Origin of the sequence: Actinotignum timonense (assembly GCF_900155575.1) — a bacterium.
GTDB classification, from domain to species: domain Bacteria; phylum Actinomycetota; class Actinomycetes; order Actinomycetales; family Actinomycetaceae; genus Actinotignum; species Actinotignum timonense.
This window is the reverse complement of sequence record NZ_LT706966.1, coordinates 376881-392593: the sequence shown is the minus strand read 5'-3', so window position 1 is coordinate 392593 and position 15713 is coordinate 376881. Positions and strand designations below refer to the sequence as shown.

13 protein-coding genes are annotated in these 15713 nt (G+C 61.6%); 6 read left to right on the top strand and 7 right to left on the bottom strand.

Annotated elements, in window-relative coordinates; translation table 11 throughout:
* Window positions 1–2 precede the first annotated feature (2 nt).
* Both CZ322_RS01680 and CZ322_RS10300 read left to right on the top strand, forming a co-directional pair.
* Complete coding sequence (locus tag CZ322_RS01680; protein ID WP_087069845.1) at window positions 3–1427, top strand: IS3 family transposase; 1425 nt, start codon at window positions 3–5, stop codon at window positions 1425–1427.
* A 20-nt stretch (window positions 1428–1447) separates the two neighbouring features.
* A complete protein-coding gene (locus CZ322_RS10300) occupies window positions 1448–2899 on the top strand; it encodes a hypothetical protein (protein ID WP_087069953.1) in 1452 nt (483 codons plus the stop codon).
* 75 nt (window positions 2900–2974) lie between these two features.
* Here CZ322_RS10300 and CZ322_RS01670 read toward each other — a convergent pair whose 3' ends face one another.
* From CZ322_RS01670 to CZ322_RS01655, 4 genes are all read right to left on the bottom strand, one after another.
* On the bottom strand, window positions 2975–4069 hold the full coding sequence (locus CZ322_RS01670) for an alpha/beta fold hydrolase (RefSeq protein WP_234984410.1): 1095 nt from the start codon (window positions 4067–4069) through the stop codon (window positions 2975–2977).
* 21 nt (window positions 4070–4090) lie between these two features.
* Entirely contained in the window at window positions 4091–4555 is a 465-nt protein-coding gene (locus CZ322_RS01665) for a hypothetical protein (RefSeq protein ID WP_087069952.1), read from the bottom strand.
* Window positions 4556–4623: 68 nt separating this feature from the next.
* Entirely contained in the window at window positions 4624–5328 is a 705-nt protein-coding gene (locus tag CZ322_RS01660; RefSeq protein ID WP_087069951.1) for an ABC transporter ATP-binding protein, read from the bottom strand.
* Window positions 5309–7192, bottom strand: coding sequence for a hypothetical protein (locus CZ322_RS01655; RefSeq protein WP_143231804.1), 1884 nt, complete (start codon window positions 7190–7192; stop codon window positions 5309–5311). The genes CZ322_RS01660 and CZ322_RS01655 overlap by 20 nt, the downstream gene beginning before the upstream one ends.
* Window positions 7193–7703: 511 nt before the next feature.
* On the opposite strand from CZ322_RS01655, the gene CZ322_RS01650 reads away from it, so the two are divergent.
* Window positions 7704–8585, top strand: coding sequence for a hypothetical protein (locus CZ322_RS01650; RefSeq protein WP_087069949.1), 882 nt, complete (start codon window positions 7704–7706; stop codon window positions 8583–8585).
* A 27-nt stretch (window positions 8586–8612) separates the two neighbouring features.
* Here the strand turns inward: CZ322_RS01650 and metX are convergent, their stop codons facing one another.
* Both metX and CZ322_RS01640 read right to left on the bottom strand, forming a co-directional pair.
* Complete coding sequence (gene metX / locus CZ322_RS01645) at window positions 8613–9893, bottom strand: homoserine O-acetyltransferase MetX (protein ID WP_087069948.1); 1281 nt, start codon at window positions 9891–9893, stop codon at window positions 8613–8615.
* Window positions 9894–9915: 22 nt separating this feature from the next.
* Window positions 9916–11232, bottom strand: coding sequence for an O-acetylhomoserine aminocarboxypropyltransferase/cysteine synthase family protein (locus CZ322_RS01640; protein ID WP_087069947.1), 1317 nt, complete (start codon window positions 11230–11232; stop codon window positions 9916–9918).
* A 529-nt stretch (window positions 11233–11761) separates the two neighbouring features.
* On the opposite strand from CZ322_RS01640, the gene CZ322_RS01635 reads away from it, so the two are divergent.
* Window positions 11762–13093 (top strand): C40 family peptidase, encoded by a 1332-nt coding sequence (locus CZ322_RS01635; protein ID WP_087069946.1) that lies wholly within the window; start codon window positions 11762–11764, stop codon window positions 13091–13093.
* 152 nt (window positions 13094–13245) lie between these two features.
* Here CZ322_RS01635 and CZ322_RS01630 read toward each other — a convergent pair whose 3' ends face one another.
* On the bottom strand, window positions 13246–13770 hold the full coding sequence (locus tag CZ322_RS01630) for an inorganic diphosphatase (protein ID WP_026428653.1): 525 nt from the start codon (window positions 13768–13770) through the stop codon (window positions 13246–13248).
* Between the two features lie 80 nt (window positions 13771–13850).
* Between CZ322_RS01630 and CZ322_RS01625 the strand changes: the two genes are divergently transcribed.
* Both CZ322_RS01625 and hpt read left to right on the top strand, forming a co-directional pair.
* Window positions 13851–15008: a D-alanyl-D-alanine carboxypeptidase gene (locus CZ322_RS01625; RefSeq protein ID WP_087069945.1), complete on the top strand. Its 1158-nt coding sequence runs from the start codon at window positions 13851–13853 to the stop codon at window positions 15006–15008.
* A gap of 59 nt (window positions 15009–15067) precedes the next feature.
* A complete protein-coding gene (gene hpt, locus CZ322_RS01620; protein WP_016441812.1) occupies window positions 15068–15619 on the top strand; it encodes a hypoxanthine phosphoribosyltransferase in 552 nt (183 codons plus the stop codon).
* The last annotated feature ends 94 nt before the right edge of the window (window positions 15620–15713 follow it).

Here is a 15713-nt window from a genome sequence, read left to right as displayed (position 1 = left end):
CAATGAGTAAGCGTACGTACACGAGAGAGCAGATCCGTAAAGCCCTCACCACCTACCAACGCACGCAATCGGTAACCGCCACAGTCCGTAAACTGGGCTACCCAGGCCGAGACACGCTCTACAAATGGATCCGGAATAGCAACGAGAAACCAGAGCAGAGAAAACCGAAGAAACACGCCCCTAACCAGAAAATATCAACGGACGTGAAAGTAACTGCCTGCAAGCGATTCCGCAGCGGGGAAAACGCCTACACTATCGCCCAGGATCTAGGAATCGTGAACTGCACAAACATCTATGCTTGGGTTAAAAAGTGGGATGCGGAAGGCAGTCTAGGACTCATGAACGAGAAAGAATGCGACCAGATCAAAGCGAAAACCCGCCACCAACTGGAAGCCCAGCTACCCCAAGACCCGGAAGAATTACGTGCTCTTGTAGCCGATTTAATCGTGCAGAAACGCGTCTTGAAAGCCCAGCTCGAGCTAGCAAAAAAAGGAAAAGCCCGCACAGGCGGGCGCAGTGAAGCGGTAGAGAAAACACGGGTAGCTAACCAGCTACGCTCTACCACGCCGCTAGCCATGGTCTTAGATACCTTGGATTTGCCGGCAAGCTCGTACTATTACACCGCTAAACAGCTAGAGCGGCCTGACAAGCATGCTCGCTTGCGTGAGTTGATCGCTCAGATCGCGCGCGAGGGCTTGTATACGTATGGGTATCGGCGTATCCGTTTAGCGCTTAGAAAGCTTGGGTATGTGGTCTCGGAGAAAGTCATCCAGCGCTTGATGCGGGAAGAGGAAATCCCGGTCAGGTATGCCAAAGCACGCCGGAAGTACTCTAGTTACGGCGGGGAGATCAGCCCGGCACCGGAAAACCTAGTCGAGCGTGACTTCCACGCTGATGAGCCCGGACGGCTTTGGCTCACGGATATCAGCGAGTTCCACGCAGCTAACGGGAAGGTTTATCTCTCCCCGATTATTGACTGTTATGACGGGAAAGTCGTGGCGTATACGAGGGGATTACACCCAACCTCAGTGTTGGCTGATTCCTCCCTTGAAAACGCCCTGGCAACCCTCCCGCACCAGCGTCTAAACGAGCTACAAGCCGGCCAGAGTGAGCATCCACTCGTGATCCATTCGGATCGGGGAGTCCACTACCGGTCTGTGTCCTGGATTGAGCTTACGCGGCGTTACGGGTTGACGCGGTCGATGTCGAAGAAGGGGTGTAGTCCGGATAATTCTGCTTGTGAGGGGTTTTTCGGGCGGATGAAAACCGAGATTTATCACGGGAAGAAGTGGGCTACAACCGATGAGTTATGCGAGGCGATAGACGAGTATATGTTCTTCTATAACCAGAAGCGTATTACCTTGAAGTTCGATGGTTTAACGATTGTGGAGCATCGTCAAGCGGTTTTAAGCGATAATGTCCAATAAACAGTCCGCAGCCCCGTCTCGTGGACGTCAAGACCTACTTCGGTGGCGGAAACGATGCCGGTGCGAACGGTGCGGATGCCGCGAAGGCCGTCAAGACCGATGCGAACGGCGTGGCGGATAAGGACGACGCCGCCCGCGTGGTTGCGGGCGTGAAGGATGCGGCTGGACTTATGGCTGAGGCCGATGCTCCGGTTGCCGACGACGCAGCAGCTGGCGATACCGCCGGTGATGCCGCGACCGCTCTCAACTACACCGTGGAAACCGCGGAGCTGGCGGCCGGTACCTACACCCTCACGGTGGAAGGTACCGACCTGGCCGGTAACTCCACCGCGCAGTCCATCTCCTTCACGAAGGACAGCCTGCCCGTGATCGAGGGCCCGGACACCGTGGAACTCACGGCGCCCGCCGGCGCTCTTGACCGGCAGGCCCTGGCCGCCGAGGTACTCGCCAAGTACACGGTGAAGGACGACGGTGCAGCTGGGGCCGCGGGCGATACCGCTCTCACCCTGGCACCGGGCACGGTGCTCAACCCGGGCGAGAATACGGTGACCCTCATTGCCACCGATGCTGCCGGGGCTGCCGTGACCAAGACCGTCACGGTTACGGTGACTCAGGAGAGTGCTCCGGCGCCGTCTCCCACTCCGGGTGAGCCGGGCACGCCGGGTACTCCGGATCCGACGCCGGGCCAGCCGGTGCCGAACCCGACTCCTGCGCCGAACCCGACGCCGGGTACGCCTGGTACGCCGGGTACTCCGGCGCCCGAACCGGGCACGCCGGGCAAGCCGGGTGATACCGGAAACGTGTTCTACCTGTCCAACGATTGGGTCTCCACGGTTGCTCAGCAGGTCTTCTCCTACGGGCGAGCCGCAGATCAGGTCCTCATCGGTGACTGGGATGGTGACGGCAAGGAAACCTTGGCAGTGCGCCGCGGTAACCAGATCTTCATTCAGAACAGCCTCACCGGAGGCGTGGCTGATGAAGTGATTTCCTTCGGACGTGCCGATGACACCATCGTGGTTGGTGACTGGGATGGAGACGGTAAAGACACCTTCGCGGTACGCCGCGGCAACCAGGTATTCGTCCTCAACTCGATCCGCTCGGGGGATGCCGACCAGGTATTCAGCTTCGGGCGCGAGGCCGACGTGCTGCTCGCCGGTGATTTCGACGGGGATGGCAAGGATACCTTCGCGGTGCAGCGTGGGAATGTGTTCTTCGTGAATAACACTCTCACGGGCGGCAAGGCGGAAACGTCCTTCTCCTACGGGCGAGCCGGTGACCAGATCTTTGTTGGTGACTGGGATGGCGATGGTAAGGATACCTTCGCTGTTCGCCGTGGTAACCAGGTGTTTGTGGCGAACTCGCTCAAGAGCGGGAACGCTGATATCACCCTCTACTATGGCCGGTCTGGTGACCAGATGCTGGTTGGTGACTGGGACGGGGATGGTGTTGATACCCCCATCGTCCGCCGCTAACAACTAGCAGCACCTAGTGCAAGAGAAAGGGGAGGCCCCGGAATTCCCGGAGCCTCCCCTTTTCTTATGCTGCCTTTAGCGCGCCCGCTGCGCCCGCCGCACCTGCCGCTGGCAAAACTCCCGAATCTCCGCGAATCCGGCTTCGCGTACCGGCGCGCGGGAGAGCAGCACGTCATGCACGGCATGATCCAATTTCAGGATATGCACATCGCTGGCAATTTCCGCGGCCCGGGCCCACATCTGCTCGACGTCCAAAACAGTATCGGCCCCGCGCAGCTCCTCGCTCCACGCCGTGGCCACGATGCTGCGCGCCGCGGTGAGCATGAGCACCGGCAGCCGCAGCCGCACATTCCGCGCCACGTAGCGCTGCGCCCGGATAACCGCGTGCAGCCAGCCGCCGCGAATCGGCGCCGGATCCGGGCGCATATCCCAGGCCGGAGTCCACCCGGTGGTCCAAAACGGATCGCTGGTGCCTTCCGGTGCTCCGGGCACCCGCGTCATTCCTTCCGGACGCCACGCGTCGAGCACCATCCCGTAAAAGCCGGGGTCGTGTACGGGCAGCGGTTTTTTCGGTGCGGTACGCGCCGCCAGCTCCGCCACAGGTACGACGACGGCGCTCCCGGCCGCGCCCACCTGCAAATCCAACCACGGTGAATTAAGCACCAGGCCAGCTAGATCTTTCCCGCGGCGTGAGCCGGCGTAGAGGGTGGCGGTGAGGCCGCCGGTGGAATGCCCGTACAGGATGGTGGGGAGCTGGGCTGCGGCGGGGCCGAAGCGCGCGGGGAGGTCGGTTCGCATGGCGGCCAGGGCCGCATCAATATCGGCAAAATACACCCGCATGCTGTCCGTGTAGCCGTAGCTTTGCCGCTGCGGATCCCAGGAGCGGCCATATTTACGCAGGTCGATTGCGTAGAAAGCCCCGCCGGCAGCTGTGACCGCTTCGGCAAGGGCCCACTGGTAGAACATGTCATTCCAGCCGTGAATGGCGAGGAAAGCGAAGCTCGGGGTAGGCGCGCCCGCAGGTGGCAGTGCGCGGATAAGGGTGGCGATGACGGCGCCTTCGTCGTCGTCGGGAAGAGGAAGGGTGAGGCGTTCGTAACCGGCGCCGAGGAGGTCGGGTTCCCACGCGAGCGCGGGGTGGTGGGGTGCGGCGGCTCGAGTCACGTTCATCCTTTCGGCTTTTCCTCGATTTTACCGCCCGCGTGGTGTTCTTCGGGTCTTTCGGGTTTTCCGCAAGGTCAGGATCGCGGTCACCAGTGTGACCAGGAGGAATGGGGCCAGGGCAATAGCTGTTTCCGGGATCGTATTGACGCTGCGGTAGAACACCGGGAAATCGGTATAGCCGCGCAGCGTATCCATCCATTCCGGCCCCCACCGGAAAATCACGAAGCCTACGATTGCGAGAACCATGCATCCGATTGCGCCGAGTGCTTTCTTTGCCGTGGATGTTTGTGGCATCGTTGCCCACAGCGCCGAGGCGAGCAGCGGAAGCAGGAGGAATCCTCCGAAGAAAACCAGGGCGATCAGATCGGACCGCGTTGAAGGGTATTCATCGGCAACCTTGGGCCAGTAAAGCTGGGAGGCGTAGAGAATCGTCCCGATAACAATCGCGATTCCGATGAGGATAATAATCGCAAGAACACGGTTGAGTTTCATGATTCTTCGCAATCTCGAGGAAAGTGATGAGAGCCCCGGTGTTCTCAGGGACAACCTATCACGCCCAATTACCCCGCGGCAGCGGTAGCACGTGCCGCTTCCGGTTGGGCGCCCTCTAGCTGGGCGTTCGGCGGGAGGATCGGCTGGAGGACGAGGGTGCGGTCGGTGCGGGCGGCGATGCTTGGGTCGTGGGTGACGAGCAGCAGGGCGCAATCGCGTTCGCGCACGGTATCGAGGATGAGGCTGAGGACTTCATCGCGCAGCTCGGTATCCAGCGCTCCGGTCGGTTCATCAGCCACCAGCAGGCGCGGGTGATTAATGAGCGCCCGGGCCAGCGCTACCCGCTGGCGTTCCCCGCCGGAGAGGTTTTCAGCCATCGTTTGGGGGAGGACACCTAGGGTGCCGAGGAGCTCGCTGGCCTCTGTGGCGACGTCGCCATCATGACGGTTCCACAGCAGGCGCGGAAGCATCACGTTATCGAGGGCGGTGTATCCGGCTATGAGTTCGCCGTGCTGGAAAACGGTGCCGATGGTTGTGGAACGCAGGCGCGCGAGGCGGTTGAAGGGGAGGTGGTGAATATTGGTGTCGTTCACCTCGATGGTGCCGGAGATGGGTTTATGCATTCCCAGAATCGTGGTGAGGAGGGTTGTTTTCCCCACGCCGGAGCGGCCCATGACGGTGAGGGTGTCCCCGCCGTTGAGGGTGAACGTGATGGGGCTGAACAGCGGGTGGGTGTAGCCGCAGACGAGGTTGTCACAGTGCAGAATACTCATGGTGATCCTTTCCCGGGCGCCACGCGCGGGCCCGTGCGGTTAGCCGGCGATACACAAGAATGGATTGCGCGGCGATGAAACAGCCGTAGATCGCGGCGATGGTGAGGATGAACTCCCAGGGGATAAATCCGGTTCCGGGCAGTAAGAATTGGCGTGCCAGGAAGGTGCCGACCGCGAGGGCGGCGATACCGGTCACGATATTGGTGGCGAGGGTGCGCCGGGCGAGGATGCGGGCAACCGTGCGGGTTTGCCCGGTGAGTGCCGTGATAGCGGCGGCGTCGCGTGCCTGGGCTTCGGCTTCCCGGGAGAAATTCAGCCACACCACCAGCAGCCCGCAGATGAAAGCGAAGGTGGTAAAGAGGCTGAGCCAGGTGGAATGCTGGCGGTAGATTTGTGCCAGTCCGCGGCTATCTTCACCTAGCGGTGCGGATAGCGCGGGGATCGGGCTGCCCAGGTCCAAGCTGTGGATTTGGCTGAGGAGCTTTTCTCCAGAATCTGGGCCATCTGATTCGATGAGGGTGACGAGCCCGCCGCGGTTTAGGTTTTCGGGGAGATCTTTCTTCGGTGCGCCATATAACGGGGCAAGGTAATCGGAGAGCACCAGCTCTAGATTTTCTGGAGCAACCTGCCCGGCTTCTAGCGGGACCACTCCGATTCCGTTGCCGGCGGCGATAATGGCGGCATCCGGACGGGCCGCGTGAATCTGAGCAGCGGCATTTTCGAGGCAGCCCGGAGTATTGGGGCGGCACACAAGGGAAGAATAAACTGCACTGAGGTTCTCAGGAAGTGGCGGCATCTCCTTATCGGTATCCGCGACCGCGTTGAAGCAAGCGATTAGCAGGGTTCCGATAATGAGGAAACAGCCCGCGAGGGTGCCGGAGCGGGAAGCTACCTCGGGATGGCGCATAACCCAGCGGGTGGTGAGATCAGTGAGGTGATCCCGGCGGGATCTGGTGGCGAGGCTTGCCGCGGCACGGGTAAGCAGCGTGAAGGTTGCCGGCAGGCCGAGCAGGACCAGAATAATACCTATAGGAATGGCGGCAGAAGCAATGTCCAAGGGAATCCACCAGAGATACCATTGGAATCCTGCTGCCAAGAGAATCCCGATAGTGAAGAGAGCTAGGCCAAGCCGAGGATGCTTCCTTTTTTGCCGAGCTGGGCGCATCGAAAGTGTGAGGCGGGGCCAGGCGAAAAACAGCGCGAGCGCAGCGAGTGTGACTAGCAAGGCGAGGATGATCCAGCCTAGCTGGGGGAGAAATGCCTGTGGGTGGAAGTGGAATCCGGTGAAAGGCAGGCGAATAACACCGCTCATGAGAATGGTGACCGCGGCGCTGCCCGCTAGTCCACCGAGTAATACTGGCGGAATGACTCGGGTACTGGCGTGCCGAATGAGGTGACTGCGCCGCGCCCCCACGCATTGAAGAATGAATTGCTCCTGCGCAATGCTGCTCTGAAAATTCTTACGGCAGGCCAGGATGTAGAGGAAAATGGGTAGGACGATAACAATTAGCGCGAGGGGGAGAAGGTTTTTGGCCCAGTCCTCGTACATCACAATGCTGAAACGGAAACCGGGCGCATTGTTTGGATCTGTGGTGAATCCCGGGGAGAGCGATGCTTGAGATCCTGCCCGGGCAAGCTCAGGCAAAGCTTCGGTGTTTGCGGGGCGACTGATAACCAGTAGTTCGCCCTCAAGGGTTGCAGAGTCGTCAATAATTGCTGTTATGGGGCCGAATTGGCTCTCAATAAGATCGCGGTAGGGGAGAGCAGAACGATTAACTGCCGTGTTCCCCGCTGTGGGCCAAGTATCAAGCCCCAGGGGTGGTGGAATCTCTGGCCTTAAGGGTTCCACATAGAGGACGCTCATAAGGTGAGAATCGATGAACGCATGATCAGGCCGATAGGCGAGAGATGCTTGTGACTTATCTTCGGTGTATAAAAGTCCACTCTTCTGCACAACCTTGTTCCGGTACGGGAGCTCAACACCTATGGAAGCCAGTGAAAAAACCGCGATGACGCTCAATAAGGCCGCAATGAGCAGGGCCGAGAATGATCTCCGAGATTCGAGGGACTTCATGAGCGGTTGGGGGTTGTTGTTTTCCGTTTCATGATGGAACCTCCGTCTCGGTTGTTACCACCCAATGAAGCGAATTTGCCCGGCTGGGTAGCGTGCGCTCCGTTGCGCGGTGGGGAGAGCTGGAATCTTTCCCCACTTAGGATTCTACGGGCACGCCAGCCTCAAGGGAACTACGTCTTTTTGAGCTAATAGCGAAATGCATTCGCTATTTGGGTTTTCGTTATATAAAATTATTAGTTATTTTGGATGGGGAATTTTGTAGAATCCCCCTAACAGCCCATCACATAGGGAGGAGCCGCACGTGTCCACAACACAAAGCCAGCCCGGCTTGCGGGAAACAGCCACCCGGCTGCTCCCCGCGCTCGGTTTCGGACTCATCCTCGGGGCCCTCGCCCTGCTCTGGATGAACGACTGGCACGGCACCCTCTACATCGCCCTCATCGTGATCGGTACCCTTACCGTGCTGGGCGGCATTATTTATTTACGCTACCGCTACCTCCACACCGCCGCCGCGCACGACCACCCACTCCGCCCCCTCACCGCCACGCTCACGGGCATCGCATTATTCCTGGGCGGCACCCTCCTGCCCACCCTCCTCAACCCACCCCAAGCCGTCCGCATCGTCACCACCCAAATCAAAGACTGGGGCGGCGGCCCACTGCGCTCCTATTTCACGGGCGGGGCTGAAGACCTGAGTGTCGCCGTCGTCGATATTGAAAAAGAAGCCGGGACCACGCAAGCGTTCCGGGCCCTCGTGCGCGAACGCCGCCTCGAAATTGACGTTCCCGTGGGCGAACACAATAACGCCGCGGTCACCTACTCCTGGGCGCTTCCGCGCGATACCACGCCCTACGGCTTCGCGGCCTCGCGGCCCTTCCGTTTCGAACGCATCCCCACCTTCGACTACACCCAGCTCGAAGCCGCGCTCTTCACCCGCGCCACCACCCTCGTGCGCGAACGCGCCGCTCAGATCGGATTGACCGCCGAGCAGCTGGAAAGCGCGGAAGTATTCGTGCGAGTCAAATCCGCGGCCGCCGAGCTGCCCGAATGCGAAGGCACCTGCCCCGCGCCCGAAGACCTCATCTACACGGGGTGGTTGCACGCCGGCGGCAAAGCCGGGCACGTGATGATCGACGCGCGCGGCACCGTGCTCGGCGAAGACTGGTCGCAATTCGGCGAGTAACGGGCCGAGTGGCGGGCGGCGCGGTGGCTAAAGGGTAGCGCCCTCCCGGGCGGTTGCAACCGGCGCGATTTTCGCGGGCGCAACCTCGGCGAGGAAATCCGCAATAATCGCGGAAACCTCATTATTTTCGATAAGGAAACCATCGTGGCCGTGCGCGGAATGCACGGTCTGGAGCGGGCGCGCCCCGGGCAAAGCCGCGGCCAATTCCGCCATATGCTGCGGATAAAAAAGCCGATCCGAATCAACGGCGACGACGAGCGCCGGCTGCTTCAGCCCCGCCACCACCTGCGCGGTGCCACCCCGCCCGCGCCCAATATCGTGAGTAATAAATGCCTGGCTGATCGTCAGGTAGGAATTCGCATCGAAACGCGCCACCAATTTCGCGCCGTGATAATCCAAATAAGATTGGACCGCGTAACGACCCCCGCGCAGCGGATCTTCACCCTCCTGCGGGGTGCGCCCGAAACGCGCCGCCAACTCCGGGGCGCAGCGATAAGTTAAATGCGCTATTTCACGGGCGAGGCCGAGCCCGGCATCCGGGCCGCTCACCCCGCTCTCATCGGGCTCGGCATCGTAATAATGCCCGCCGCGCCAGCGCGGATCCAGGCGAATCGCCAAATTCTGTAGATGGGCATAAGCAATATGTTCCGCGGTGCTGGCCGGGCCCGCCACGAGCACCGCAAAAGCACCCACCCGCTCCGGGAAAGAAGCCGCCCATTCCATGGTGCGGCAGCCGCCGAAGGAGGCCCCTGCCACCAGGGCCCAGCGCTCCACCCCGAGCAGATCGGCGAGTCGGGCCTCCGCCGCGGCCATATCCCGCATGGTAATTTCCGGGAAGCGCGGGCCCCAGGGCTGGCCATCGGGAGCCGGGGAAGCCGGACCGGTACTTCCCTGGCAACCACCCAACACATTCGGGCACACCACGTAATACCGATCAGTATCAATGGCCAGGCCCGGGCCCACAATATCTTTCCACCAGCCGCTCTGCCCATCGCGCGCCGCGGCATGGGAATCCCCGGTGAGCGCGTGGCACAGCAGCACCGCATTGGAGCGGTCCGCGTTGAGCTGCCCCCACGTTTCGTAGGCGAGCCGAACCTGCGGCAGGCGGCCGCCCAGCTCCAGTTCCAGGGGGCCAAGATCCGCGAAGCGGCGCTCACCCGGGTCATCCCCTTCCAGCCAGGCGCCGGTAGGGCGCTCGGTCAGGCGGGGTGCGGGGGTGTAGCCGGTATCGAAATCACCGATAGGTTCGGCATCGGTGACCGGGTCTAGGGGAGCGTGTCCCACGAGGAACTGGGGGCTGGGCGTCATGATAATCCTTGATCTTCTAGCTCTAGGCGATGGACTCGAGGCCCTGGCGAATATCGGCAATAAGATCGCGCGGATCTTCAATACCGATGGACAGGCGCACGGTGGCCGGGCTAATACCATTGGCTGCCAGCTCTTCCGCGGTCAGCTGCGAATGCGTGGTCGAAGCCGGGTGCACCACCAGCGACTTCGCATCCCCAATATTCGCGAGATTGGAGAAGAGATGGAGGGACTCCACGAAAGCCGCGGCCTTCTCAAATCCGCCCGCAACTTCCACCGTGAAGACCGAACCGGGGCCCTTCGGGGCATACTTGGCGGCCAGCTCGTGATAGGGATTATCCGGCAGGCCAGCCCAGTTCACCGAGTTAATCCCGGGGTGCTCGGCCAAGAATTCCGCCACTGCGCGGGTATTGGAAAGATGGCGGTCGATGCGCAGGGAAAGGGTCTCCAGGCCCAGCCCGATCAGGAAGGCGTTGAAGGGAGAAATGGCGGCGCCGGTATCACGCAGCAAGGTAGCGCGGATACGGGTTGTGAAAGGAGCGCCGGGAAGATCACCCCAGACGATGCCGTGGTAGGACTCGTCCACCCCGTGGAAACCGGGGAACTTGCCGTTCTTCCAGTTGAAGCCCGCGCGTTCCACCACGGAACCGGCAATGGAGGTGCCGTGCCCGCCCAGGAACTTGGTGGCTGAATCCACCACTACGTCCGCCCCGAAATCGAAGGGATTCACATTGGCGGGAGTGCCGATCGTATTATCCACAATGAGCGGAATATCGTGGGAATGGGCGAGCTTGGCCAGCGCCTCAATATCGAGAATATCCTGCTTCGGGTTCGGGATCGTTTCGCCGTAGAGGGCCTTGGTGTTCTCATCAATGAGGGCTTCCCAATTGGCCGGATCCGCAGGATTCTCCACGAAACGAGCCTCGATGCCGAAGTTCTTGAGTACGTGCTTGAACTGGTTGTAGGTCCCGCCGTAGAGCGAATCGGAGGACACAATATTATCTCCGGCCTGCGCCACATTCGTGACCGCGTAGAAAATAGCAGCCGAACCGGAAGCGAGGAGCAGCCCGCCCGTGCCGCCGTACAGCGCGGAAATACGTTCTTCGACAGCACCCTGGGTGGGGTTGGTGATGCGGGTGTAAATCATGCCCGGATCGGTGAGTGCGAAACGCCCGCGAGCCTGCTCATTATCCTTGAATACATAGGACGTGGTCTGGAAAATCGGCAGCGCCCGGGCGCCGTGATCGGAATCGAGGACCTGGCCGGCATGCACCTGAAGAGTATCGAAGTGCAAAGCCTCCGGGGTAGCTGCGATGTGCTGGGAATTCTGATTTTCTGACATGGTGCTCTCCTTCAAAAATGTGATGGGGAGCGGGCGGCAGATAACGCCCCGGCATAAACCTAGGAAAATATTCTTTTTCTCAGGCGCAGCAATATCCATTCTGGATAAACCAGAGGTGTGAAATGTGGAATATCAGGAATGGAATTGTGCGATGCGGCGAATGCGCTCTGACCAGCCCGCTTATTTTTCTACTTGGTGTTCTTTTCCAAAATCAGCAGGGCTGATAGCGCACGTTAGGGCGGCTGGGCCGCGGAACGTGCGCTAGTTGGGCATTCGCATGACGAACATGATGCAAGCATAGGCAGGCGAGGGCGGTATTCGTCAAGTTCACGACGTGAATCACATTCTTATAAAAGTGACCGGAGGTGCCAGTGTGACGAAAAAGAACAGAATTACACCTGTGAAATTTTGGGGCAGATGTTTCGTTTTGGACTGGTGTGAGGTATGTTCTTAGTGTTTATATCGAATTGTGGGCTCAGTCTGCGCGCACCCGTCCGGGGCGCGGGAAAGCCCGCCCTCTGGAGGTCGTGTGGAGAATCGTTCTCGGCGCCTAACGGCTGTGCTGGCCGCCTGCGCCCTCGCTCTCTCAGTGCTACCCGGTGCCCGCGCGGATAACGTTGATCGCGATATTGATCGCTCGCGGGCCGCGGAAAAGCAAACAGCTCAAAGTATCGGGCAGATTGAAGCTTCGCTGGCCGGGCTCGCCTCCCAGGCCGAAGCTGCGCGTACCGATGTGGTGATTAAGGCGGCCGAAGCCCAGCGCGCCCAGCGCAACCTGGAAGATTCGGTCAATACCGCGATGGATGCCCAGGTGGTGGCCAATAGTGCCCGGGCGGAAGCCGATGCGGCGCGCGGGGAACTCGGCTCGATTTCCTCGGCGATGTACCGGGATTCTTCCACCACGCTCACCGCCGCCAACGCGCTGCTCGGGGCGCAATCCCTGCGCGATGCCGATGACCGCCAGCGCGCCTTCCGCACCGCGGGCCACGCCACCGACCAGAAGCTGCAGCGCTACCAGGCCGCCCGCGATATTGCCGATACCCTCCAGGGCGAAGCGGATCGCAAGGCCAATGAGCAGGCCACGATTGCCGCGCGCGCCGAGGGGGCCGCGAAGGACGCCAGCTCGGCCGCCTCCCAATTGGATAGCCAACTGGCCTCCATCGAAGCGCAACGCGACCAACTTTTCGAAACCCTCGCCCGGCAAAAGGGTACGACGGCGGCACTGGAACGCGCCCAGCAAGAACAGAAAGAAGCCGCGGCGCGTGCCCAGGCCGAAGCTGAACGCCAGCGCATCGCGGCCGAAGCGGCAGCCCAGGAGCAGGCCGCCCGTGAGGCAGCGGCTCGGGAAGCCGCGGCCCGCCAGGCGGCCGCGGAAGAAGCGGCTCGGCGCCAGGCTGAAGCTCAGCCCGCCCCCGCGCCGGCACCCGCCCCTGCTCCCGCACCGGAACCTGATCCGGAACCGGCGCCCGCACCCGCTCCGGCCCCCGAACCTGAACCGGAACCCGAACCGGCCCCGGCGCCTTCGGGTGATGGCTGGGCGATTGTCAGCTTCGCGCGGCAATTCGTGGGCGTGCCCTATGTGTGGGGTGGCAATACCCCCTCGGGCTGGGATTGCTCCGGTTTCACCCGCTATGTATACGGGCACTTCGGGTATTCCCTGCCGCGTACCTCCGGGGCGCAGCGCTCGGCCGGCTACGAGATTTCCCCCTCCCAAGCCCAACCCGGCGACCTGCTGTGGTGGCCCGGGCACGTGGGAATCTACACCGGAAACGGCATGCATATCGCCGCCACCAATCCGGAAGGCGGCACCCGCGAAGGCCCGATCTGGGGTAGTCCCACCTACGTGCGGATTATTGACTAGGTTGCGCTGCGTGAGCTCAGTGTGAGCTCAGCGGGAGCTCAGCAAGATACCTAAAAGCGGGAGCTGTGCATTATCTGCATAGCTCCCGCTTTTTGCGCTTCTATTTGGGGTTATTGGCCCGGCTACCCGCCTACTGTTGGCCGGCTGCCCGCTTAGTGCTGGCTGGGCGGCTGTGCTTCGTGTGCGGTGTAATAGCCTTCGTCAATGGCCCGCTGGAAGGAAGCCCGGATTTCCTCCTCCGCGGCTTCGCGGCCCACCCAGTGGGCGCCTTCCACGGACTTGCCCGGCTCCAGATCCTTGTAGACCTCGAAGAAGTGCTGGATTTCCAGGCGATGGAATTCCGAAACATCCTCAATTTCGGTACGCCAGGAGGCCCGCTGATCCGAGGCCGGCACGCACAACACCTTATCGTCGCCGCCCTTTTCATCACGCATGCGGAACATGCCCAGCGCGCGGCACCGAATCACACAACCCGGGAACGTGGGCTCTTCAAGCAGCACCAGGGCGTCCAGCGGATCGCCGTCCTCACCGAGGGTGTCATCAATAAATCCGTAATCATCGGGGTACCGGGTGGATGTGAAAAGCATGCGGTCCAGGCGAATCCGCCCGGTTTCGTGATCTACTTCGTACTTATTTCGATTTCCCTTGGGGATTTCGATGGTGACATCGAATTCCATCATGTGAAGCTCTCCTCGCTGACGGCTGGCACATAAGAACACCTAAGAATACGAGCTGCGTTCCGTGCAAGAATAGGCCCGTGAAAGGAAAAGCTCAGATCGCTTTGTCCCTGGTGCTCCTTCTTGCGGGCGGGTACGCATTCGCTGATGCCTTTGATCTTACCCCCGGATTGCTCACCCTGGGACCTAGGGCCGATGCCGCCGCGCCGTATCCGCATCCCACCCCTGTGCCGGCCGTGACCATTCCGGCTGCTCCCGCGCCCGCGGAACTCGAGGATGCCAGCGCCGCCAAAGTGGCCGCCCTCGGCCAGGAATTCGCCGCCCGCCTGGCCCCCACGGGCCAGGTATCCTACGAAATTCGCGAGGCTGCCACCGGGCGGGTCCTCGCCAGCAAAGACGCAAAAGTCCCGCGGGTACCGGCCTCCAATATGAAACTGGTGACCGCCCGGGTGGCCCTGGAAACCCTCGGCCCGGACCGCCGCTTCGCTACCAGCGTGGCCGCTTCCGGCTCCACCATTCACCTCATCGGCGGGGGCGATGTATTCCTGGCTCCCGATACCGCCGCCACCCAGGTCCCGGGCACCATTGCCCGCGGCGATCTTTCGGAATTGGCCGCGGCCGCCGCCACCTACGCGCGCGAGCACCCGGGCGGCCCGGTGAGCGTCGTCGTAGATACCTCTCTTTTCGCAGGGCCGGAGTATGCGCCCACCCTTGACCCGATCAATCACGACTACGTGGCACCCATCACGCCGATTGCCGTGAATGGCGGGGCGGTGGGCTACCACTACAGCGCTACGCCCGCCCTCGACGCCGGGAATGCCCTGGCTGAGCAGCTGCGCGGGGCCGGCGTTGAGGTGGCGGAGGTGCGTGCGGGGCAGGCACCCAAGGAAGCGGCGGCCCACCCGCTGGCCACGGTGCATTCGGCGAGCGTGCGCGAGCTGGTGGACCGCATGCTCACCGAATCGGATAACACCCTGGCCGAAACCCTCGGGCACCTGGTGGCGCGTGAGCGCGGGGAAAGCGCGGATTTTGCGGGGGCGGCGCGGGCCACGCGCGCGGCTCTGGAGGAGCTCGGCTACCCGCTGGAGGGCNATTCTGCGTGCCCTTGCCCTGCGCGCTGGAGCGCGTGGCGGGGAGGTGAACGCGGGGCATATCGAGGCCCTCGACGCGCTGGTGACCGGGCCGGGCGGCGTGCGCCACTGCGACCTGCCCGGGGCGCGAGCGCTTCGGCGCGATAATATTGTCGTCTTCGCGCGTTAGGCTTAGATGCACAGCGGAACTGCTCAAGGAGATGGTGATGGACCACACCGATATGGGTGATAAGTTGGAAAAAATCCTCGTCACAAATGAGGAAATCCAAGCGAAGCTTGAGGATATGGCGCGCCAGATTGACGCCGATTACGATGGTGATCTGCTCGTGGTGGGCGTGCTCAAGGGCGCCGTCATGGTGATGGCGGATCTGGTGCGGAAAATCCACTCTCCGCTGAATATGGATTGGATGGCGGTGTCCTCCTACGGGATGGGTACCAAATCCTCCGGCGTGGTGCGGATTTTGAAGGACCTGGATGCTGATGTGACCGGCCGGCACGTCCTCATCGTGGAAGATATTATCGATTCCGGCCTTACCCTCGCGTGGCTGAAGAAGAACCTGCTGGATCGCGGGGCGCAATCGGTGCGGATCGCGGCTATTCTGCGAAAACCCGAGGCGGCTAAAGTTGACGTTCAGGTTGACTATCTAGGCTTTGATATTCCCGATGAGTTCGTGGTGGGGTACGGACTCGACTATGCCGAACAATTCCGGCATCTGCCTTTTGTGGGCACCCTGGCCCCGCACGTTTACGGAGGATAAGTGGACGAACAGCAAGAACCTCGCGGTACGGAACCGGGCGGCACCGCGCCGGGCGGCACTGCGCCGGGCGGAAGCGAAGCTCGTGGCGGTGAGG